Annotated in this window: 19 protein-coding genes; 7 read left to right on the plus strand and 12 right to left on the minus strand. The window is 68.4% G+C overall.

Annotation, left to right across the window (positions count from 1 at the left end; genetic code table 11):
* Positions 1 to 297: 297 nt before the first annotated feature.
* Together ACWEQQ_RS00790 and ACWEQQ_RS00795 are read right to left on the minus strand one after the other, a co-directional pair.
* The gene (locus ACWEQQ_RS00790; protein ID WP_354838928.1) at positions 298 to 1,329 is read right to left on the minus strand and encodes an aspartate-semialdehyde dehydrogenase; all 1,032 of its coding nucleotides are present in this window, start codon (positions 1,327 to 1,329) and stop codon (positions 298 to 300) included.
* A 4-nt stretch (positions 1,330 to 1,333) separates the two neighbouring features.
* Entirely contained in the window at positions 1,334 to 2,599 is a 1,266-nt protein-coding gene (locus ACWEQQ_RS00795) for an aspartate kinase (protein WP_452339753.1), read from the minus strand.
* A 458-nt stretch (positions 2,600 to 3,057) separates the two neighbouring features.
* Here ACWEQQ_RS00795 and ACWEQQ_RS00800 point away from each other — a divergent pair, with 458 nt between their 5' ends.
* Positions 3,058 to 3,522, plus strand: coding sequence for a MarR family winged helix-turn-helix transcriptional regulator (locus tag ACWEQQ_RS00800; RefSeq protein ID WP_452346690.1), 465 nt, complete (start codon positions 3,058 to 3,060; stop codon positions 3,520 to 3,522).
* Between the two features lie 13 nt (positions 3,523 to 3,535).
* Here ACWEQQ_RS00800 and ACWEQQ_RS00805 read toward each other — a convergent pair whose 3' ends face one another.
* The gene (locus tag ACWEQQ_RS00805) at positions 3,536 to 4,111 is read right to left on the minus strand and encodes a dihydrofolate reductase family protein (protein ID WP_379387647.1); all 576 of its coding nucleotides are present in this window, start codon (positions 4,109 to 4,111) and stop codon (positions 3,536 to 3,538) included.
* Positions 4,112 to 4,183: 72 nt separating this feature from the next.
* Here ACWEQQ_RS00805 and ACWEQQ_RS00810 point away from each other — a divergent pair, with 72 nt between their 5' ends.
* The 4 genes from ACWEQQ_RS00810 (at position 4,184) to ACWEQQ_RS00825 (ending at position 7,061) form a co-directional block, all read left to right on the plus strand.
* The gene (locus ACWEQQ_RS00810) at positions 4,184 to 4,762 is read left to right on the plus strand and encodes a TetR/AcrR family transcriptional regulator (RefSeq protein ID WP_452346691.1); all 579 of its coding nucleotides are present in this window, start codon (positions 4,184 to 4,186) and stop codon (positions 4,760 to 4,762) included.
* 31 nt (positions 4,763 to 4,793) lie between these two features.
* Complete coding sequence (locus ACWEQQ_RS00815) at positions 4,794 to 4,976, plus strand: DUF1918 domain-containing protein (protein WP_354838910.1); 183 nt, start codon at positions 4,794 to 4,796, stop codon at positions 4,974 to 4,976.
* Positions 4,977 to 5,170: 194 nt separating this feature from the next.
* Positions 5,171 to 5,761: an SRPBCC family protein gene (locus tag ACWEQQ_RS00820; protein ID WP_354838907.1), complete on the plus strand. Its 591-nt coding sequence runs from the start codon at positions 5,171 to 5,173 to the stop codon at positions 5,759 to 5,761.
* Positions 5,762 to 5,852: 91 nt separating this feature from the next.
* Positions 5,853 to 7,061 (plus strand): low temperature requirement protein A, encoded by a 1,209-nt coding sequence (locus ACWEQQ_RS00825; RefSeq protein WP_452346692.1) that lies wholly within the window; start codon positions 5,853 to 5,855, stop codon positions 7,059 to 7,061.
* Between the two features lie 28 nt (positions 7,062 to 7,089).
* On the opposite strand, the gene ACWEQQ_RS00830 is transcribed toward ACWEQQ_RS00825, so the two are convergent.
* From ACWEQQ_RS00830 to ACWEQQ_RS00860, 7 genes are all read right to left on the minus strand, one after another.
* Positions 7,090 to 7,878 (minus strand): ion transporter, encoded by a 789-nt coding sequence (locus tag ACWEQQ_RS00830; RefSeq protein ID WP_452346693.1) that lies wholly within the window; start codon positions 7,876 to 7,878, stop codon positions 7,090 to 7,092.
* A 90-nt stretch (positions 7,879 to 7,968) separates the two neighbouring features.
* Positions 7,969 to 9,537: a GMC oxidoreductase gene (locus ACWEQQ_RS00835; protein ID WP_452346694.1), complete on the minus strand. Its 1,569-nt coding sequence runs from the start codon at positions 9,535 to 9,537 to the stop codon at positions 7,969 to 7,971.
* Between the two features lie 218 nt (positions 9,538 to 9,755).
* Positions 9,756 to 10,466, minus strand: coding sequence for a type 1 glutamine amidotransferase (locus ACWEQQ_RS00840; RefSeq protein ID WP_452346695.1), 711 nt, complete (start codon positions 10,464 to 10,466; stop codon positions 9,756 to 9,758).
* Positions 10,463 to 11,713 (minus strand): MurT ligase domain-containing protein, encoded by a 1,251-nt coding sequence (locus tag ACWEQQ_RS00845; protein ID WP_452339813.1) that lies wholly within the window; start codon positions 11,711 to 11,713, stop codon positions 10,463 to 10,465. Before ACWEQQ_RS00845 ends, ACWEQQ_RS00840 begins: the two co-directional genes overlap by 4 nt.
* A gap of 88 nt (positions 11,714 to 11,801) precedes the next feature.
* Entirely contained in the window at positions 11,802 to 12,425 is a 624-nt protein-coding gene (locus ACWEQQ_RS00850) for a pyridoxamine 5'-phosphate oxidase family protein (protein WP_452339762.1), read from the minus strand.
* A gap of 64 nt (positions 12,426 to 12,489) precedes the next feature.
* Complete coding sequence (locus ACWEQQ_RS00855; RefSeq protein ID WP_452346696.1) at positions 12,490 to 14,256, minus strand: hydroxysqualene dehydroxylase; 1,767 nt, start codon at positions 14,254 to 14,256, stop codon at positions 12,490 to 12,492.
* 126 nt (positions 14,257 to 14,382) lie between these two features.
* A complete protein-coding gene (locus ACWEQQ_RS00860; protein ID WP_452346697.1) occupies positions 14,383 to 15,360 on the minus strand; it encodes an EamA family transporter in 978 nt (325 codons plus the stop codon).
* A 330-nt stretch (positions 15,361 to 15,690) separates the two neighbouring features.
* On the opposite strand from ACWEQQ_RS00860, the gene ACWEQQ_RS00865 reads away from it, so the two are divergent.
* Together ACWEQQ_RS00865 and ACWEQQ_RS00870 are read left to right on the plus strand one after the other, a co-directional pair.
* Positions 15,691 to 16,590: a LysR family transcriptional regulator gene (locus ACWEQQ_RS00865; RefSeq protein ID WP_452346698.1), complete on the plus strand. Its 900-nt coding sequence runs from the start codon at positions 15,691 to 15,693 to the stop codon at positions 16,588 to 16,590.
* 76 nt (positions 16,591 to 16,666) lie between these two features.
* A complete protein-coding gene (locus ACWEQQ_RS00870) occupies positions 16,667 to 17,656 on the plus strand; it encodes an LLM class F420-dependent oxidoreductase (RefSeq protein ID WP_452346699.1) in 990 nt (329 codons plus the stop codon).
* 83 nt (positions 17,657 to 17,739) lie between these two features.
* Here ACWEQQ_RS00870 and ACWEQQ_RS00875 read toward each other — a convergent pair whose 3' ends face one another.
* Both ACWEQQ_RS00875 and leuA read right to left on the minus strand, forming a co-directional pair.
* On the minus strand, positions 17,740 to 19,635 hold the full coding sequence (locus ACWEQQ_RS00875) for a nucleotide-binding protein (protein WP_452346700.1): 1,896 nt from the start codon (positions 19,633 to 19,635) through the stop codon (positions 17,740 to 17,742).
* 251 nt (positions 19,636 to 19,886) lie between these two features.
* Entirely contained in the window at positions 19,887 to 21,689 is a 1,803-nt protein-coding gene (gene leuA / locus ACWEQQ_RS00880; protein WP_452339767.1) for a 2-isopropylmalate synthase, read from the minus strand.
* Between the last annotated feature and the right edge of the window lie 193 nt (positions 21,690 to 21,882).

Here is a 21,882-nt window from a genome sequence, read left to right on the forward strand (position 1 = left end):
AGATGACCGCGGCGCCGAAAACCGACGAAGTCCATGTGCGCCTGCGGTTTCCCGGAGGAATGATCTTGGATTACCGCGCGGAACGCGCAATTGCCGAACGCCTCGCTGCGCATTTGCGCCCGCATCGCATAGAAGTCACGATCGACGGGCTCCGGACCGATCGACTACCGCCGCTCCCCTGTGCCGAACTTTGGGCGGATTGACCGACTCCGGAGAGCCTATCGCATTGACGCCTGGACAATATCCGAAAACGGACCGTGCACTTTCTTGTGCACGGTCCGTAACGGATAGATCTGATCAGTTGTTCAAAAGAACTTCCGCGATCTGAATCGTGTTGAGCGCAGCGCCCTTACGCAGGTTGTCGCCGGAGATGAACAGCGCCAGACCGCGGCCGTCCGGCACACCCGGATCCTGGCGGATGCGGCCCACCAGCGACTCGTCGATACCGGCGGCGGCCAGCGGGGTGGGGACGTCGGTGAGCTTCACACCCGGCGCCTTCGCCAGCAGCTCCTCGGCGCGCTCCACCGAAAGCGGCTGCGCGAATTCGGCATTGATCGACAGCGAGTGGCCGGTGAAGACCGGGACGCGCACACAGGTGCCGCTCACCAGCAGATCCGGCAGACCCAGGATCTTGCGGGACTCGTTGCGCAGCTTCTGATCCTCGTCGGTCTCGCCGCTGCCGTCGTCCACCAGCGAACCCGCCAGCGGGATCACGTCGAAGGCGATCGGGGCCACGTACTTGTTCGGCGCCGGGAACTCCACGGCCGAACCGTCGTGCACCAGCTTCTCGGCATCGCCGATCACGGCGCGCACCTGCGAGGCCAGCTCCTCGACACCGGCCAGGCCGGAGCCCGACACCGCCTGGTAGCTGGACACGATCAGCCGCTGCAGCCCGGCCTCGTCGTGCAGCACCTTGAGCACCGGCATGGCGGCCATGGTGGTGCAGTTCGGGTTGGCGATGATGCCCTTGACCAGGTTGCGGGTGGCCTCCGGGTTCACCTCGGAGACGACCAGCGGCACCTCGGGGTCCTTGCGCCAGGCCGAGGAATTGTCGATGACGGTGACACCGGCGGCCGCGAAGCGCGGGGCCTGCACCCGGGACATGGTGGCGCCGGCCGAGAACAGCGCGATGTCCAGTCCACTCGGGTCGGCGGTCTCGGTGTCCTCGACCACGATGTCGCGGCCGCGGAACGGCAACGTCTTGCCCGCCGAGCGCGCGGACGCGAAGAACCGCACCTCGTCGGCCGGGAAGTTGCGCTCCTCCAGCAGCTTTCGCATGACCGCGCCGACCTGACCGGTCGCGCCGACGACGCCTACACGCACACCCATGCCGTTACCGTCCCGTTCCGCCGTGCACGACCGCGACCTCGTCGCCGCCCAGATCGAACGCCGAGTGCAGCACCTTCACGGCCTCGTCCAGGTCGTTGTCCTTGACCAGCACCGAGATCCGGATCTCCGAGGTGGAGATCAGGTCGATGTTGATGCCCGCGTCGGCCAGCGACTCGCAGAAGGTGGCGGTCACGCCCGGGTGCGACTTCATACCCGCGCCGACCAGCGACACCTTGCCGATGTGGTCGTCGTACACGACCTGGGAGAAGCCGATCTCGCCCTGCTGCTTGGTGAGCAGCTCGACGGCCCGCGGGCCCTCCAGCTTGGGCAGGGTGAAGGTGATGTCGGTCTTACCGGTGTCGACCTTCGAGATGTTCTGCAACACCATGTCGATATTGATCTCGGCATCGGCGACCGCGCGGAACACCTTGGCGGCGTAGCCCGGCTTGTCCGGAATGCCGACCACGGTCACCTTGGCCTCGCTGCGGTCGTGCGCGACGCCCGTGAGGATTGCTTGCTCCAAGGGGATGTCCTCCATCGATCCGGTAATCATGGTGCCCGTCTTGTCGGTGTACGAGGACCGCACGTGAACGGGCACGTTGTAGCGGCGCGCGTACTCGACGCAACGCAGCATGAGAACTTTCGAGCCGCAGGCGGCCATCTCCAGCATTTCCTCATAGGAGACGGTGTCCAGCTTCTGGGCGTCGGAGACGATGCGCGGGTCGGCGCTGAACACGCCGTCCACATCGGTGTAGATCTCGCACACATCGGCATTGAGCGCGGCGGCCAGCGCGACGGCGGTGGTATCGGAACCACCGCGACCCAGCGTGGTCACGTCCTTGCTGTCCTGGCTCACGCCCTGGAAGCCCGCGACCAGCACGATGGTGCCCTCGCCGAGCGCCTGCTGCACCCGGCCCGGGGCCACGTCGATGATCTTGGCATTGCCGTGCGTGCCGGTCGTGATGACACCGGCCTGCGAGCCGGTGAACGAACGGGCCTCGGCGCCCAGCGAGTGAATGGCCATGGCGACCAACGCATTGGAGATGCGCTCACCGGAGGTGAGGAGCATGTCCATCTCGCGGGCCGGGGCGGCGGGCGCGACCTGCTGGGCCAGATCGAGGAGTTCGTCGGTGGTGTCGCCCATGGCGGAACACACGACGACCACATCGTGGCCCTGCTTCTTGGTCTCGACGATCCGCTCAGCGACCCGACGGATGCGCTCGGCGGTGGCGACCGAGGATCCTCCGTACTTCTGGACGACTAGAGCCACGGCGGAAATCCTCCAAGATCGACAAACTGCTGCTACCGACGCCCAAGACTACCGGCCCAGGTCCACGACTTTTCGTCCCACCTCCCGTCCGCGGATTCCAGTCACCCGGCAGCTATTCCGGCGCCGACATCCGCACGCCCGGATCATGCTTGGCGACAAGGGTGTTGAACAGCCGGCTGTACTTGGTTTTGTGGAAGGCGGCGAAGCCCCACTCGCGGTCCCCGCCGCACCGCGACGTACACGTTCACCTTGGTGTCGAAGCGGTTCCGGCGACGCTTGCATCCCCGTCCGCCCGTGCCTGATTCGAGCGCTCGAACAGGGCGCGAACGGCGGTTTCGTCGGTGATCTGCTGAACAGTTATGACATCCCTCCCGAAGATATCTGAACCAGTCTTCAACTGAATTGAGCAGTAGTTGACTCATTCAGATATTGCCCGAGTGAGACTAAGCTGCCAAGGGATGAGCGAGAAACACGACGAATTGGGCGCCGCCCTCACCTTCGCCGCCCAGCGCAGCGCCACCGACGCCGTGATGCTGCACGGGGCCATGGCCGACAAGCTCGGCCTGCACGTCACCGACCTGCGCTGTCTCAATATGCTGCGCATCGGCGGCCCGGCCACCGCGGGCGAACTGGCCCAGCGCACCGGCCTCACCACCGGGGCCATCACCCGGATGATCGACCGGCTGCTGAAGGGCGGATTCGTACGGCGCGAACACGATTCGAAGGATCGGCGCCGGGTGATCGTCACCGCCCTGGACGACCGCACCGACGAGATCGCACCGCACTACGAGTTCCTGGCAACGGAATTCGCCAAGATCGCCCGCGACTATTCGGACGAGCAGTTGGCGCTACTGCTCGAGATCTTCGACCGGCTGCACGAGACCTCGATGGACGTCACCGCCCGGATCCGCGGAAGCGATTGAGCACGAACGGGACTCAGGCCCGGTCGAGCCAGGTGACCTGCGTGCCGTTGCCGAATTCCCGGCGCTGAGTGACCTCGAACCGGGACGGGCTGAAGTTGCCGACGATCATGGGCAGGCCCGCACCCGCGATGACCGGGTAGCTCTTGAGGATCAACCGGTCGATCTCGCCGATCAGCTGTCCCGCCAGATTCGCGCCGCCGCAGAGCCAGATGTCCAGGCCCTCTTCCTTTTTCAGGCGCCGGACCAGTTCTACCGGATCGCCCGAGACGATCTCCACCTGCGGATTGTCCACCGGCGCAAGGGTGGTCGAGAAGACGTACTGCTTCAGGTGGTTGTACGGGCTGTCGGTTCCGGCGGCCAGGCCGGGTTCATAACTGCCGCGCCCCATGAGGACCGTGTCGATCTGCCGGTTCGGCGTATCGACCGGCAGGCCGACCAGTTCGCGAAGGTGAGTCGGGACCGTCTCCGGCATGGCCTCGTTGAACCAGGCCATCATGTCGTCGCCGGTCGGATAGAAGTCGTATTCCCCCTGCGGACCGGCGATGTAGCCGTCGAGGGAGACCGCCACGTAGTAGACGAGCTTTCGCATTGTTTACCGCCTTGTTCGTAGTACTATGTCCGTAGTGATTACGAACGTAGTACTACACATGGAGTGGTGTCAATGGTTCGGACGAATCCGGAACGACGCAATGCCCTGATCGACGCGGCGATCGAGGTCCTGGCCCGCGACGGCGCGCGCGGACTCACCTTCCGCGCGGTCGACAAGGAGGCCCGGGTGCCCGCGGGCACGGCCTCCAACTACTTCGCCAATCGCGACGAACTCCTGATCCAGGCCGGGCACCGTTTCTACGAGCGGCTACAACCCAGCAAGGAGACGATGGACCATCTCTTCACCGGCCCGCGCACCCGCGAGACCATCGCGGAACTGATGACGGAGACCGTCAACCGCATCACCGCGTTCCGCACCGGCTACCTCGCGCTGCTGGAACTGCGGCTCGAGGCCACCCGCCGCCCGGAGCTGCAGGCGATCCTCGCCGAGCGCGTGCGCGCGGACCTCGATTTCAATGTCCGCAACCATCTGGACTCCGGCCTGCCCGGCGACGCCGATTCGGTGACGCTGCTCTACCTGGCCCTGAACTGGCTGATCGTCGAAAGACTCACACTGCCGGACATCTTCACCGACGAGGAGGCGGCCCGGCTGGTGCGCGTGGCGGTGGAACGTGCCATTCCGACCTTGTGACGAGCATCACCAGGGGCGAATAATCCCAAGTATGCATGCAAGTGTCGGTGATCATCTGGTCATCCATGGGCGCAATGTCGGACTCCCCGACCACACCGCGGAAATCGTCGAAGTGCGCGGCGCGGAAGGTGAGCCGCCCTACGTGGTGCGGTTTGCCGACGGCCGTACGAGCCTGGTGTTCCCGGGCCCGGATTCGGTGGTGGAGCCGGGCTGACGACACCCGGTCACAACCCGTTTCGGCCGTGTTAGCCCAAGATTTTCCGATCACGCCCCGGCGTGACCGGATAGCCCTGCCGAGCAGGGAAATCGGGACTTACCAGACCGACCAGTCGGTCAGAAGCGAGGGGCAGCACAGTTGACTCTCCGAGCGACCCTGGTCACAATCGGTGCCCGAATGGAAGGGTAGATATGAGAACGAAGACTGATCACCGGTTCGTCATCGACATCGATCCCGGACAGGTGATGGATGCGTTGCTCATGGTCGAGCAAATGCCCGACTGGTCCCCCTCCCATCAAGACGTCCGGGTCGCCACCCGCGACAAGCGCGGCCGCCCCAAGCGCGTCTACGTGTCGGCCAATCTCATGGGCCGCCCCGACCGGCAGGTCGTCGAGTACACCTGCACCGAGAACCGCGTCGAATGGCGGGTTTCCGAATCCAGCGCCGGCGCCGGCGGCAAGGGCTGGTTCGACCTCGGCGAAACCGAGGACGGCGCCACCGAGGTCTGGTACCACTCCGAGGTCTACCTGCCGATTCCCGCGCCCGGCATGCTGCTCAAGCGCAGCGCCCGCCGCGAGGGCGACGCGATGATCAGCAACTTCATCGCATTCGTCGAATCCGTCACCGGCGTCCAAGGACTCGGTGAGGTGGAGGAAGCGCCCTACGCCGAATCGGCCGCATTCGAGCAGCCCGGTCAGGTCCAGCCCGGGTACGCCCAGCCGGGCTACGCGCAGCGCCTGGACTACGGCCGCAATTTCGAGCCCGGCTTCGGCACCGCCTAGGCCGGCCGCGAACACGCGCGGCTGATCGCGAACAGCGAACAGCCGTGATCGACACTGCCTTTCGAGCCGCACATTGGGCAGGATGTCCCTCATGCCCGGTCCCGTACGCACCCGCATGATGCCCGTCGCCGAGGACGCCTCGGTGACGCAGCTGGAACTGTTCTTCGACCTGGTGATCGTCTTCGCCTTCACCATGGTCACCGACTTCGCCGCGCACGAGACCACCGCGGTCAATCTGCTGCGCGCACTGCTCATTCTGGCCATGCTGTGGTGGGGCTGGATCGGCTACTCCTGGCTCGGCAATGTGGTCAAGGCCGATGAGGGCATCGCCCGGGTGGCCATGTTCGTGGCCATGGGCGCTGCGTTCATCATCGCGCTCACCATTCCCGAGTCCTTCCGCGATCTGCCCGGCGGCTGGTACGGGCCACTGGTATTCGTCATCGCGTACCTGGCCGTCCGGCTGGTCCACCTGACCGTGTTCTGGATGGCCAGCAGCCACGACGCCCAGCTACGCCGGCAGGTGATCCGCTGGGCCGCAGGCTCACTCAGCGTGGCCAGCGTGCTGCTGGTGGCCGGCGCGCTCACCACCGGGACCGCGCAGCTGGGGCTGTGGCTGGCGGCGCTGGTCTGGGACATGGGCTGGACGTTCTTCGCGGGCAACGAGTGGCGGCTCTACTCGCCCTCGCATTTCGCCGAACGGTACGGGCTGATCGTCATCATCGCGCTGGGCGAATCCATCGTGTCCATCGGCGTCGGCGTGGCCGGGCTGCCGATCTCCTGGTCCATCACCGTGGGCTCGATGCTGGGCCTGGGCGTGGCGGGCCTGCTGTGGTGGGCGTACTTCGATGTGGCCGCGCTGGTCGTGGAGCACGCGATGCATCGCGCCGGCGGCGAGCGCCGCATCCAGATCGCGCGCAACTGCTACACCTTCTGGCACTTCCCGATGATCGCCGGAATCGTGGCCATGGCACTGGGTTTGAAGAAGGTGCTCAACTACGTGGGTGGGGCGCAAGGACATTCGCTCAGCGACGAGCTGCACGGGATCCCGCTGTTCGCGCTGTACGGCGGTGTGATCGCGTACCTGGTCGCCCTGGTCGGGTTCCGGCACTACGCGACCGGCAAGGTGCTGGTGCCGCGACTGGTGGCGGCGGTGGTGCTGCTGGCCCTGATCCCGCTGGCGTCGGCGGTGCCCGCACTGGCCGCGCTCGGCGTGCTCTGCGCGGTCCTGCTGGCGCTCATCGTGTTCGAGGTGGTGCGCTATGCCCAGCCGCGCGATCTGATCCGGCACGGGCTCGACTGAGGCCCTCGAACACGCGGCCGGCGACGGCTCAGGGCCGCGGGGTGAGCCGGTTGTCGATGGCCTCCGGCACCCGCTCCCCCGAGTTCACGGCCTCGCGGATCTGATTGATGTTCTCGCGCAGGGCATCCGCCACCAGCTCGTCGGTGCGCGGATCGGCGAGCACCTGCAGCACGACGCGGAAACTGGCGTCGGCGATGCCGCGAATCATCTCCTCGTGGAACGGGACATAGCGCACCTTCCCCAGCTGGGGATCACTGCGGATCACCTCGAGGATCATCTGATCGATCTCGGAACGGTTCTCCTCCAGCGCATTCGCGATGTTGCGGGTGTATCGGCCACACCGCAAAACCTCGGCGACCTCGTCCAGCACGGCCACCGTGATCGGGCGCTCGATGGCCTCGACGATGGCGCCGATCGACCGGTTCACCACGGCCGCGGTGATCCGGTCGCCGAACGCGCGGTCGGCCACCCGGCCCACCCGCACCGCGATCACCACGATGCGCAGCAGCCGGAAACCGCGGAAGAACGGACTGGTCACCGGGATCATGCCGAGGACCTCGTACCAGTAGATGAAGGGGAAGGTCCAGCTCCAGCCCTCACGCCGCCAGCGCCACAGGAATTCGGCGAGGAACACCGCGCAGATGCTGTAGTCCGTGATGCGGATCGTCCGGTAGGTGTGATCGGAGACCGGGAAGAAGGTCACCCAGGTGACGAGCGCGACCGAGACCACCGCGAGCCCGAGCATGACGAAATCGGTCCACAGCGTGGGAGGCTTGTGGGGGAATTCATCCTCATCCGCTGCGCCGAGCTCGATCACGACGTCCCCTTCCTCATCGAACGGTCCCGCCAGCGTAGTCGGCGCAAACGACCGCGCGGCGGGCTTCGAGGGGCGGGGCGGCCGGGCCGGCTACTTCCCTGCCCGGATGATCGCCTCGATATTGCGTTCCGCCACAGCGGTGATGGTGAGCGACGGGTTCACCGTCGCGGTGCTGCCCGGGATGCCCGCGCCGTCCATGACGTACAGGCCCGGATGCCCGATGACCCGGCCGTAGGCGTCGGTGGCCTGCCCCAGCACCGCCCCGCCCAGCGGGTGCGCGGTGAAGAAGCCTTGCGCGTCATAGCCGATCGGCGTGTAGTTCACCAGCGAGCGGTCGGCCTGCGCCACCCGTTGATCGACCGCGCGGCAGGCGGCGACCACCTGATCCTGGGCCGCCCTGGGCCAGCTCAGTCCCACCGCGTTGCGGCCGGCGTCGTAGCCGAAGCGGGCCCGGGTCGGGTCCAGCGTGATGCCGAGCGAGGCGATGGCGCCGGTGTCCACCGGAATGCCCGGCACATACCAGCTTTCGAGGTGCAGCGGCATACCCGAGTCGTCGAAGATGCGGCTGGCGCTGGGCACGCCACCGCCGGTCATGGACAGCGAGCTGACGCTGCGCGCCAGCACCACATCGCCATTGGTGCCCCAGCCGTCGCCCACGTGCTCGTTGAGGTTGGGCAGGGCGCCGGTGGCCTGGGCGCGCACCAGCAGTTCGGAGGTGCCCACCGAGCCCGCGCCGAGGAACAGGCGGTCGCAGGTGAGCGTGCGGCTGCCGAGCACCTGACCGGTCGGGGCCAGCTTGGTCACCGTGACCACGTACTTGCCGCTGCCGTCCTGGCCGATGGCGTCCACCCGGTGGCCCGGGTAGATGGCCGAGCGGCCGGTGCCCTCGGCGTAGCGCAGGTAGTTCTGGTTCAGATCGAACTTGGCGCCATTGGAATTGCCGAGATTGCTGCGCGACGCGATGGCCGAGGCCCGGCTGGCGCCTGCCAGCTCGGCGCGGATCACATCCCAGTTGAAGATCGAATCATTGGCATGCGGTTCGTAACCCGCGGCCCGCACCTGCCGATCCCATACCCGCGCATGGGTGAAGGGCGTGGAGTCGTACACGTCCGCCGGCATGGTGGACAGCCGCAGCATCTGGCGGACCCGCGGGTAGTAGACCGAATCGAGTTCGTCGTAGTTCACCACGCCCCCGAAGACCTGGTCGAACAGGCGCCGCGGCGGCGCGACCATGGCGCCGCTGAACACGATGGACCCGCCGCCCACCGCGGCCGCGCGCCACACGTCGATGCCCGGATACTCCGTGACGTCCAGCACGCCACCGAAATCCGAGCACGGCATGGGCACCTTGGTGATGCCGGTGAAGCTGGTGCGATGCCAGAAGCCGCGCCCGTCGGGCAGGTCGTCGCCGGTGAAGATCTCCCGCCACGGGTCGTTGGGCCAGCGCGAGCCGCGCTCGAGCACGGTGTTCTGCACGCCCGCCTCGGCCAGCCGCAGCGCGGTCACCGCGGCCCCGAAGCCGGAGCCGATGACGATGGCCTCGCTGTGTTCCGGCGGATCCGGCAGCGGCGCAAAGATTTCCGGTACCCACGCCTGGTACAGCGCGTTCCACAACGGATTGGCCGACGCCGGTCCGGCACCGCGACCGGCGGTACCCATCCCGACACCTGCCAGCAGAGCCGCCGAAACAGCAGCCTTCAACACGGCGCGCCTACGCAAGCGGCCACCTCCCTCATCACGCATGGCCGCGCGCGAGATTACCGGCCGGTCGGCCACGCCTCAACAGGTTGGTGCGAGATCGCCACCGAGATATGCGGGCCGGCTATGTGTTTCCACACTTCACCGGCATCGCGGGACCGGGCGCAGGCAGGCCGCTGTCAGGCCCGCAGGCGCTCGCGGCGAAGCTGGTCGACCTCCGGGAGATCCAGCGCCGGAAGCGAATCCACGCCCAGGGCCCGGGTCAGCAGATAGTCGGCGAGCTCCGGGTTACGGGCCAGGGCCGGGCCGTGCATGTAGGTGCCGAGCACCGAACCCTGGATGACGCCCTCGAGGCCGTCGCCCACCCCGTTGCCGACGCCCTTGGTGACGCGCCCCAGCGGTTTGGCGTCGCCGCCGAGTTTGGTTCCGCCACGGTGGTTCTCGAAGCCCGTGAGGGGCTGCGAGAGGCCCGGAACGAGGGGCTGGGTCGCCACCTCGCCGATGGCGCGCTTCTCCTGCGGGGAGGTGGTGACATCGAACAGGCCGACGCCGTCCACACGTTCCCCGGCGGAGGTCTCGTACCAGTGGCCGAGCACCTGGATGGCGGCGCAGATGGCCAGCACCGGAGTGCCGCGTCCGGCGGCCTCCTGCAGGCCCGGGTGGCGTTGCAGGTGGCGGGTGGCCAGGCGCTGGGCCGAGTCCTCCGCGCCGCCCAGGGTGTAGACGTCCAGCGAGTTGGGAACCGGCTCGGTGAGCGGGATTTCGATGATCTCGGCGTCGTAGCCGCGCATGCGCAGGCGCTGGCGCAGCACCACGGCATTGCCACCGTCGCCGTAGGTGCCCATGACGTCGGGCAGGACCAGGCCGATGCGGACGGTCGATTCACTCATGCGCGGGTCCCCGTCTCCAGGTCGCGGTTCAGGTCGCGGAACGCGGTGTAGTTGGCCAGCACCTCGACCCGTCCCGGCGGGCAGGAGGCGATGGCGTCCAGCGGATCCGCGACGGTGATGTGCTCGACGCCGGCGTAGGTGAGCCGGACCGCGAGATCGGTGGCGCGCTCGCCGGCGGCCACCACCTGGGTGCCCTCGAAGTGCTCGAAGCGGACGTCCCACAGCCAGGACAGGTCCTCGCCGTCGGGCACCTGGCCGTTGACCGCGATCACCAGACCCGTTGCGGCCGGATCGATCATGGACAGCGCCTCCTGCCAGCCGGCCGGATTCTTGGCCAGCAGCATGCGGGTGCGGCGGCCGTCCACCTCGACCGTCCGATAGCGGCCCGCGATCTCGCGCACGGTGCCCGCGGCGGCCGCGGCCGCGGCCGGATCCGCGCCCAGCGCCACCGCGGCGGCCACCGCCTGCGCGGCGTTGCCGCGATTGGCGCGCCCAGGAAGGGCAAGGGCGAGTGGGATCTCCAGGCCGTCCGGCCCGGACAGCGTGTGCTCGCCGACCCGCCACTGCGGCACGGGCCGCTGGAAGTCCGCGCCCGTGCTGTACCAGTGCTCGCCCTCCCACACGATGGGCTCGCCGCTGCGCGGGCAGCTGGTGGCGTCCACCGACCAGCCGCTGCCGGCCGACACCCACACCACGTTCGGGTGGTCGTAGGCGATGGAGGTGACCAGTACGTCGTCGCAGTTGGCGATGAGCACGGCCGCGGGATGCCGCGCCATGCCCTCGCGCAGGCGGCGCTCGATCATATTGATCTCGCCGACCCGGTCCAGCTGGTCCCGGGAGAGGTTCAGCAGCACCACCACCGACGGATTAAGCGCGTCGGCGACATGCGGCAGGTGCAGTTCGTCCACCTCGATGGCGGCCAGCGGCGCGCTGCGGTGCGCGGTGAGCGCGGCCACGATCCCGGCGTCCATGTTCGCGCCGTCGGCCTGGGTGGCGACACTGCCGAGTCCTCGGCGATCCGCGCCGCCGAGGGTCTGCAGCGCCGCGGCGGTCATGCGGGTGGTGGTGGACTTGCCATTGGTGCCGGTCACCAGGACGGTGCGCTTGCCGCGACCCAGCTGGGCCATGAGGGAGGGATCGATCTTCAGCGCGATCAGCCCGCCGATCATCGAGCCGTTGCCGCGCCCGGCCCGCCGCGAGGCCCACGACGCCGCCGTCGCCGCCCGCAGCGCCAGCTGTCCGCGCATCGAGATGTCTGCCACGACGCGAGTTTATGGGGATGGCGGGCGGGACGTGCAGGCGGCATCGGGGCCCACGGCGTGATACGCGCCGCACTCAGCCGTTGTAGAGCATCTTTCGATAGCCCTCGCCCGTGTAGTACGCCTCGAGCTGCTCGAGGGTCTCGGGGGTGGCCGGCTGCACATCCTTCACCAGGCGCGCGACGCTGGGCATCGTGTCCTCGGGCCACTGTTCCGGCTGCCACAGCGCGCTGCGCATGAACGCCTTGGAGCAGTGGAAGAAGATCTGCTCGATGGCGACCTCGATGGCCAGGATCGGGCGATGACCCTTGACCACCATGTCGTCGAAATAGGGTGCGTCACGGACCAGCCGGGCGCGGCCGTTGATCCGCAGGGTGTCGCCGCGGCCCGGAATCAGGAACAGCACGCCGACATGCGGATTGCTCAGGATATTGAGGTAGCCGTCCGCGCGGCGATTGCCGGGCCGCTCGGGAATGGCGATCGTCTTGTCGTCGAGCACCCGCACGAAGCCCGCCGGATCGCCCTTCGGCGAGGCGTCGCAGTTGCCGTCGGCATCGCTGGTGGCCAGCACCACGAACGGTGAGCGGGCGATCCATTCCCGATCCCAGTGATGCAGGGCGTACCGGTCCTTGTTCCGCGGCCGCGGCGCGACCTCCCCCAGCAGTTCACGCAGTTCGACCGGGTCCGTGATCTCGCTCATGCCCCCGATTCAACGCGCGGTACGGGCCGCACACCAGCCTTTTTCGCCGGTGTGCGGAAGCGCCCTAGGCGTCGAACATGTTCGGCTGTCCCGCCGCGTACCGCTGAATGTCCAGCTGCCGGAACGGCTCCAGCACCTCCGCGCGGTAGAGCGTGAACAGCTTGCAGCGCGGGGCATCCGAACCCGCCACCTCCAGCAGCTTGTTCACCGCGCCGCGGGCCGCCTCGCACGCGCCCTCCATGGTGGCCAGGTCCACATTGGTGCGCACGTAATCGCCTGCCAGATACAGGTTCTGGAGCGAGTCGGAATGCGATTCCGGGCGCAGCGCCCAGGAGCCCGCCGTATTGATCAGCAGCGGATCGGCATTGGTGTTGCGCTGCTGCGCGGCGTCCCACGCGATGCCGGTGTCGAGGAACCAGGAGTGCAGATCCTCGTCGCGCAGCAGGTCGGCGCGATCGTTGAGGTGTGCCTGCAGCTGCGCCCACACCTCGCGCGCGATCTCGTCATGGGTGCACTCCTTGGCCGTCTTGCCGTAGAGCATGCCGGGGGTGTTCCAGTCGGAGATGTCGACCGACAGGCAGTCCTGCACGGTGCCGTCGCCCATGCCGGTGACCGGGGTGCGGTTCCAGAACTGGGCCTGCGCAATGGAGGTCAGCGACCACGGGGAGTCGACGTAGGCGGTGTGCCCGCGCGCGATATCGGTGGGGCGGCGGAGGAAGAACTGGATGCCGGTCATCCAGTCCACCGTCAGCTGGCTCATGCCTGCCAATTCCGGTCGCAGCGACAGGATTTCGGGCGTCCACAGGGTGCGGGCCACCTCCACGGGCAGTGCGCTCACGAAATGGTCGGCGGTGACCGTCTGGGCCGCGCCCGACGAATCCACCACGCGCGCACCGGAAATGCGCGCACCCTCCAGATCCAGACCCCGGACCTCGGCGTTGACGAAGGTGACGCCGAGATCCCGGAGGCGGTTCACCCAGGGATCGATCCAGGCCTCGTTGGTGGCCCCGTTCAACAGCCGGTCCAGCGCGCCGTCATTGCCGACCTCGAGCGGATTGCCCAGGAACTGCTCGCCCATGGTGCCGATGGTGAGGGTGCTGGCCTTGTCCTCGCGCGCGGCCACCAGCAGCGTGGTGAGCGTGCGCGAGAGCAGCATGCGGAATTCGTTGGAGCGCCTGCCCGCGCCCACGAAATCCCGCCAGGCCATGTTGTCCCACTGCCCGTAGCGGCGGGCGTCGCAGCTGGTGTTGAAGACCAGCAGGCGACTCGCGAAATACAGGGCATCGCTGGTGCCCATTTTCGTGGAGGTCGTAATGGCCGACCCGACGGTCTCGCGGAAGTCGTCCGGACTCGACCAGGGCTTGCCGAACTTGCCCATCGGAATGATGGTGTCGTCCGCGTCCTTGCGCGAGAACCGCGCCTCGGGGGCGGCGATCAAGTTGTCCCACACACCATTGGCGTTGCCCGCGAACGGGATTCGCCGCATGGTGTCGGGCAGGTGGCGGTAGAAGCCGGGGAAGAACCGGAATCCGTGCTCGCCCCACAGCTCCGGCCGCCCGTCCTTGCCACTGCCCGGGACCGCGATGCTGCGTGCCTTGCCGCCCAGGGCCCGCCGCTCGTAGACGGTCACCTCGAAGCCGCGTTCGGCCAGCTCGTGCGCCACGGTCAGGCCCGCGACCCCACCGCCCAGCACCACGACCCGCCGTCCGGTCTCGGCCCGGGCGGCGGTGGGGCGGGCGGCCCCCGCCGCCACCGCTCCCGCCATTGCCCCGGCTGCGACCGCTCCACGCAACACTGATCGCCGCGTGACGGACAAACGTTGTCCTGCCATACCCGTTACCTCCCACGCCTGGTCCGCATCCTATGGAGCTGTCGCAGACAGATGGTCGGTTGGGGTGGAAAATTTCATCCCGAAAACCCGAAAGATGGGCGAACTACAGCAAATCGGACTGCTCAGCTATGCCTCGACGAGATTCGGGTCCAGTTCTGACCGGCGTGTCGGCCCGGCGGGTCGGATGGGTCCAGGCGTGTCGAGCGCCGCCTCCGGCACCCGGACGCGGCGGCCCGCCGAGGTGGCCGTGAAGGCGCCGGCGATCACGATGACGGCCCCGAACAGGGACAACGCGGACGGAGTCTCGTGCAGGAACGCCCAGGAGCCGGCGATTCCCACCACCGGCACGGCCAGCGACAGCGGCGCCACCGTGCCCGCCGGATAGCGGCTCATCAGATAGGTCCACAGCCCCGATCCCGCGATCGTCCCCAGCGCGACGATGTAGGCCAGGGCCGCGTAGGCGGGCCAACCGGTCGCCGAGCAGGAGTCGATCAGGTCGTTCCACCCGGTGGCCGGCCCCTCGGTGAGCGCGGACAGCACGAACATGGGGATCGGCGGCACCACGGCCATCCACAATGTCAGGTGCAGCGGGTTCACCTGCTCGGACGAGGCCGCGGCCAGCCGGGACCCGATATTGCCGAAGGCCCAGCCCAGTCCACCCAGCAGGGTCAGCACCAGCGGCAGCAGCGCCGCGTGGTGCGAACGGTCCCACCCGATCACCGCCATACCCGCCATGGCCACCGCGATCCCCGCCAGCTGAATGCCGCGCAGCCGCTCCCGCAGCAACACCGCGCCCAGCAGCACCGTGAACGGCGCGGACGACTGCAGCACCAGCGAGGACAGACCCGTCGGCATCCCCGCCCGCATGGCGGTGAACAGAAACGCGAACTGCAGTATCCCGAACCCGATCCCGTACAGCAGCAACCACTTCCACGGCACCCTGGGCCGCGGCACGAACAGCAGCACCGGAATCGCGATCACGGCGAACCGCAGCCCCGCGAAGAAGAACGGCGGGAAATGCTCCAGCCCCACGTGAATGGCCAGGAAGTTCAATCCCCACAGCACCACGACGGTGAGCCCGAGCAGTCGATCGCGATTGGTCATGCCGAAAATCTTGCTGACGCTAATAAATAAGAACAATCGAATAATTCTGCATCAACAATGTAGTACTACTTAACCATGCCCCAGCCCGACCCACCCCGCTCCGTCCCACCCCCACGCCGCATCCCCCGCGACACTCGCGCCGATGCCACCCCGGACGCCCCGGTGAGCGCAGCCCGGCCCGGCCCCGCCCCTACGCGGGCGCGACGCGTCAAACCGAGCCCTCCCGACGCGGCCCCGGTCCACGAGGGCGGCCGAGGCACGGGCGCAGCCGCGGAAGTCGGCGCTGCGCAGCTCGAGGGGTCCGGCATGGCGCGGTCGGAGGGGCCGCTCATGTCACTCGAAAGGCTGCGGGTGCTCCGGGAACTGGCCGATCGCGGGACGGTTGCCGCTGTGGCGCAGGCATTGTCCATGACGCCGTCGGCAGTGTCGCAGCAGTTGAAGGTGCTGGCGCGGGAGGCGGGGGTGGCGCTGCTGGAGCCGGATGGGCGGCGGGTGCGGCTGACCGATGCGGGACGGGCGCTGGTGGTGCGGGCCGATGAGGTGCTCGAGGCCATGGAACGGGCGGTCAGCGAGATGGCGGAGTATCGGGGATCGCCGCGCGGGCGGGTGCGGGTGGCCCTGTTCCCGTCGGGGGCGACGCTGCTGCTGCCGCATGTGCTGGCCGAGCTGGCGGACAGCGGGGTGGAGATGGTGGCGCGCGACGAGGACGTGCCGCCCAGCGAGGTGCCGCGTTTGCTGGCCGATTACGACGTGGTGCTCACCCACCGTGACGAGCGGGCGCCCTCGCTCAGCGGGCCGCGGGTGTCCTCGCGGGTGCTCATGCGCGAGCCGATCGATGTGGTGGTCGCGCCCGATCACCGGCTGGCCCGGCAGGGCGCGGTGGTTCCGGCGGAGCTGTCCGACGAGACCTGGATCAGCGTCCGCACCGGCTTCCCGGTCGACGACGTGCTCCGCTCGATCGCGACCGTCACCGGCGTGCAGCCGCGAATCGCGCAGCGGCTCAACGAGTTCAGCGTCATCGAGGCGCTGGTGGCCACCGGCTACGGCGTCGCCCTCATGCCCCGCCACGCGGTCCGTCACCCCGACCTCGTCATGCTCCGGCTGGCCGGCGTCCGCGCCGCCCGCGTCTACGACCTGGCCACCCGCCCGCACGCCGACAAGCGCCCGGCCGTCGCCATGGTCATCGCCGCCTTCCAGGCCGCGGCCCGCCGCGCCACCGGGACCGAATAACCCGGCCAGATCGTGCGACCGGGAATCGGAAATCAGCGGTTGACTTGGAGCGCACTCCAGGTCCTACCTTTGCGGCATGAGCATTCGACTCGGGTATCAGATGCCGAACTTCAGCTACGGGGTCGCGCCGCGGGACCTGTTCCCGGCGGTGGTGGCGCAGGCACGGGAGGCCGAGGCGGCCGGCTTCGACGCGGCCTTCGTCATGGACCACTTCTACCAGTTGCCGCTGCTCGGCGCGCCCGAGGAGCCCATGCTGGAGGCGTACAGCGCGCTGTCCGGCCTGGCCGCCTCGACCGAGCGAATCCAGTTGTCCGCCTTGGTGACCGGCAACACCTACCGTAATCCGGCGCTCACCGCCAAGACCGTCACCACCCTCGACGTGGTGAGCCGCGGCCGGGCCGTGCTGGGCATCGGCGCGGGCTGGTTCGAGCTCGAGCACCAGGCCTACGGCTTCGACTTCGGCACCTTCACCGAGCGGTTCGAGAAGCTCGAGGAGGCCCTCGAGATCATCACCCCGATGCTGCGCGGGCAGCACTCCACCTTCGACGGCAAGTGGTACCGCACGAACAACGCCATGAACGAGCCGCGCGTGCGTGACGACCTGCCGATCCTGCTTGGCGGCGGCGGCGAGAAGAAGACCTTCGGCCTGGCCGCCCGCTTCGCCGACCACCTCAACATCATCTGCAATGCTTCGGAGATCCCCCGCAAGCTCGAGGCCCTGCACGCGCGCCTGGACGAGGTGGGCCGCGACCCGAAGACCCTGGAGACCAGCTTCCTGGCGTTCGTCATCGTGGACGAGGACGGCGACCGCGCCCGCAAGACCCAGGCCGAGATGCTGGCCCGCATCGGGATCACCGATCTGGGCGCGCTGCCGAACGAAGCCCTGCGCAACACCCCGGCGGACCGCCAGTTCGTCGGCACCCCGGACCAGGTCGCCGAGCAGATTCAGTCCCGGGTGCTCGACCAGGGCATCGACGGCATCATCGTGAACATGGTCACCAACGGTCACGAGGCCGGCGCGGTCGAACTCGCCGGTCGCGCCCTGGCTCCGCTGGTCCGGGGCTGACCCGCTCCCCTTTCCGGGCCGACTCATAGGAAATGCCCCGCGGTTCCGTTGAACTGCGGGGCATTTCGTCGTTCGATACCGGATCAGCCCTGCGGCCGGAAACCGTCGCCGTGCGGCGGATAGCCACCGTCGCCGTGCGGCGGATAGCCACCGTCACCCTGCGGCGGGTAACCGCCGCCCTGCTGCGGCGCGAATCCGCCCTGCGGGGGCTGCTGCTGGAAGCCGCCCTGCGGCGGGAACCCTTGCTGCGCAGCCTGATAGCCGAAATCGTCGGCCACCATGGCGGCCAGTTCCAGCAGGGCCCGCCGCGTCGGCTTGCCGACCAGTTCCAGGTCGATCTCCGCGCCCTCGGCCAGGTGGTCGTCGAACGGGACGACCTGCACCGCGCGGGTGCGGTCCAGGAACAGCTTGCGCAGCTGGTCCAGGTCCACCGTGGAGGAACCCTTGCGAGAGGCGTTGACCACCACCACGGTTCGCTCCACCAGCTTGTGGTAGCCGTGGTGGTCGAGCCAGTCCAGGGTGGCCGAGGCACTGCGCGCGCCGTCGATGGCCGGGGAGGTCACCAGCACCAGCGAGCTGGCCATATCCAGCACGCCGGACATGGCCGAGTGCATCAGGCCGGTGCCGCAGTCGGTGAGGATGATGTTGTAGAACTGCTGCAGGATGCCGATGGCCTTGCGGTAGTCCGCCTCGGAGAACGCCTCCGACACCGCCGGATCCTGTTCACTGGCAAGCACTTCCAGTCGGCTGGGCGCCTGCGAGGTGTGGGCGCGCACATCCGAATACCGCGAGATGTGCCCGTCCTCCAACAGATTTCGCACCGTGGAGCGGGTCTGCCGGGGCACGCGGTGCGCCAGCGTTCCGAGGTCCGGGTTGGCGTCGATGGCGATCACCCGGTCACCGCGCAGCGAGGCGAAGGTGGAGCCCAGACCGACCGTGGTGGTGGTCTTTCCGACGCCGCCCTTGAGCGACAGGATCGCGATCCGGTAGTCCCCGCGGACCGGCTGGTTCACCCGGTCCACCAGCTGTCGGTACACCACGTCCGCGGCCGACTCGCCCGGGTTGATGGCACCGCCGGACGCCTTGTGCACGGCTCGCCGCCACCCGCTGCGCGGCGCCCGCTTGGCCCGCTTCAACAGGTTCAGATCATTGACCGAATGCCCGGGGGGCATCGGCTGCTGCCCGAACTGCTGCCCGAAAGCACCCTGCTGCTGTGGAAAACCCTGCTGCGGCTGCGGATTCCAGCCGGGCTGGAAACCCACCTGGGGCTGCGGCTGGGATAGCTGGGTCTGCGGCGGCGCGGCCGGGGGCGGCGACCAGCTGTAGATCGGCCCGCCCGGTTGATCATTGGACGGCGCGAACTGCCCCGGCTGGCCCGGACCACCGAAATGTCCCGGCGCTCCGGGCTTCTCACCGTCACCCGGCACGCCGGGCGGCTCGGTAAACACCCGGCGCACCATGCCGTCGCTGCCGATCTCCTGCCGGATCTCGCCGTAGGGCGTCTGATCGCGCACCTCGCCCAGCGGTGCACCCGGCGGCGGAAAACCGCCCGGCACACCGGGATTCGGCGGCGGCGCGAACTGCCCGGCATCCGGCGGCGGGAACGCGCCGGCGGGCGGGAAGCCCGGCTGGCCGTACGGCCCGGGACCGCCCGGCGCGAACGGATTGTGGCCGTCGCCCGCGAACGGGTTGTGGCCGTCCGGCCCACCGTAGGGCCCCGGGAAGGGGCCGTTGGGCGGTGCGAAGGGGTGGGGGCCCTCACCCGGATGCGGCAGGGCCTGGTCGATCGAATCCGGCACCGGCGGGAAGAATCCGGCCACCTGCTCCTCGGAATCGCTCGCCGCGCCGTTGTTCTCGGCCGGTCCGTCGGCCTTCACCGCGTCCTGCTCGGCCTCGACATCGGCCACCTCGACGGCGTCGTCGGTAACCCCCTTGCCCTGCACAGGCTTCGAGGTCGAATTCTGATCTTTCGTGGTCACGTGTCCCCCATCTGCTCGACGGCTCGAACAGAGAGCTCGGCGCTAATGCGTCCCAACGCTAGCATTGTTGCCCCCTCCGGACGCGGCGAGGCAGAGCCGCCTCCCCGCAGCTTCGGCGCACGGCTGAGTGCCGTTTTCACTCCTGCATGCGTGCCTGCGTCGGGTGCCGAACCAATTCTGGACGTACCCGGTGAGTTACCCCGATCCTCGCGAAATCGGTCGTCACGTTCGCGAGGATCGGGAGCAATCCCTCAGGCCCTACGGGCAGCGCGGTTGACCGCGGAGACGACCGCGCGCAGCGAGGCGGTGGTGATGGAGGTGGCGATGCCGACACCCCAGGTGACCTGATCGCCGATGGCGCATTCGACGTAGGCCGCGGCCTGGGCGTCGTCGCCGGAGGACATGGCGTGCTCGCTGTAGTCCAGCACGCGCACGTCGTAGTCGATGGTGGCCAGCGCGTCGACGAAGGCGGCCAGCGGGCCGTTGCCCTCACCGGAGATGGCGTGCTCGACGCCGTCCACCTTCACCACGGCGTCGATGTGGTCGACACCGCCGTCCGTCTCGGCGGCGGTGACCTTCTGGCGCATGCGCTCCAGCGGCAGGATCGGGGTCAGGTACTCCTCGGAGAAGACGTCCCACATCTCCTTCGGGGTGACCTCGCCGCCCTCGCCGTCGGTGATCTTCTGCACGGCCTGCGAGAACTCGATCTGCAGGCGGCGCGGCAGCACCAGCCCGTGATCGGTCTTCATGATGTAGGCCACGCCGCCCTTGCCGGACTGCGAGTTCACCCGGATCACGGCCTCGTAGGTGCGGCCGACGTCCTTCGGGTCGATGGGCAGGTACGGGACCTCCCACACGATGTCGTCCACGTCGGCGCCCTGCGCGTCGGCGGCGGCCTTCATGGCGTCCAGGCCCTTGTTGATGGCGTCCTGGTGCGATCCGGAGAAGGCCGTGTAGACCAGGTCGCCGCCGTACGGGTGGCGCTCGGCGACCGGCAGCTGGTTGCAGTACTCGACCGTGCGGCGGATCTCGTCGATGTTGGAGAAGTCGATCTGCGGGTCGATGCCGCGCGAGAACATGTTCATGCCCAGCGTCACCAGGCAGACATTGCCGGTGCGCTCGCCATTGCCGAACAGGCAGCCCTCGATGCGGTCGGCGCCGGCCTGGTAGCCCAGTTCCGCGGCGGCCACGGCGGTGCCGCGGTCGTTGTGCGGGTGCAGCGACAGCACGATGGAGTCGCGGCGGGCCAGGTTGCGGTGCATCCACTCGATGGAGTCGGCGTAGACGTTGGGCGTCGCCATCTCCACGGTCGCGGGCAGGTTGATGATCAGCGGCTTCTGCGGGGTCGGCGCAATGATCTCGGAGACCGCGTCGCACACCTCGCGGGCGTAGTCCAGCTCGGTGCCGGTGTAGGACTCCGGGCTGTACTCGTAGCGCCAGTTGGTGTCCGGGTAGCGCTTCTCGACCTCCAGGCACAGCTTCGCGGCGTCGGTGGCGATCTTCTTGACGGCGTCGCGGTCGGCACGGAAGACCACGCGGCGCTGCAGGATCGAGGTCGAGTTGTAGAAGTGCACGATCACATTGGCGGCGCCGGCGCAGGCCTCGAAGGTGCGCTCGATCAGCTCGGGCCGGGACTGGGTCAGCACCTGGATGGTGACGTCGGCCGGAATCGCGCCGTCCTCGATGATCTCGCGGACGAAGTCGAAGTCGGTCTGCGAGGCGGACGGGAAGCCGACCTCGATCTCCTTGTAGCCCATGCGCACCAGCAGGTCGAACATGCGACGCTTGCGGGCGGGGCTCATCGGGTCGATCAGCGCCTGGTTGCCGTCGCGCAGGTCCACGGCACACCAGCCGGGCGCGCGGTCGATGATCTTGTCCGGCCAGGTGCGGTCGGGCAGGGTGACGGGCTCGACCTCCTCGGCGAAGGGCCGATACCGGAAGACCGGCATGGAGGAGTTCTTCTGTGTGTTCCAGGCCGGCTGGTCGGCGGGCGCGGGCTTGGACGGCGCGGTGATGGACCGGGTACCGGATACGAAAGCGTCAGCGGCTGACATGGCGATTTATCTCCGAGGGTGTGGCTGGATCCCAGGTATGGGGTAGACCGGCACGGCAGATCCCCGCGACGGGAGCCGGTCCGAATCAGACCCCGTCGCGGCGGCCGAGGAGAAGTGCCCGCTGCATGATGGCGACGAGTTTACAGGGGCGCAATAGATGCTCGGAAGCAGGGGAGGGCGGGCGCCACAGCCC

The sequence above is a fragment of the Nocardia sp. NPDC004123 genome, assembly GCF_053603795.1.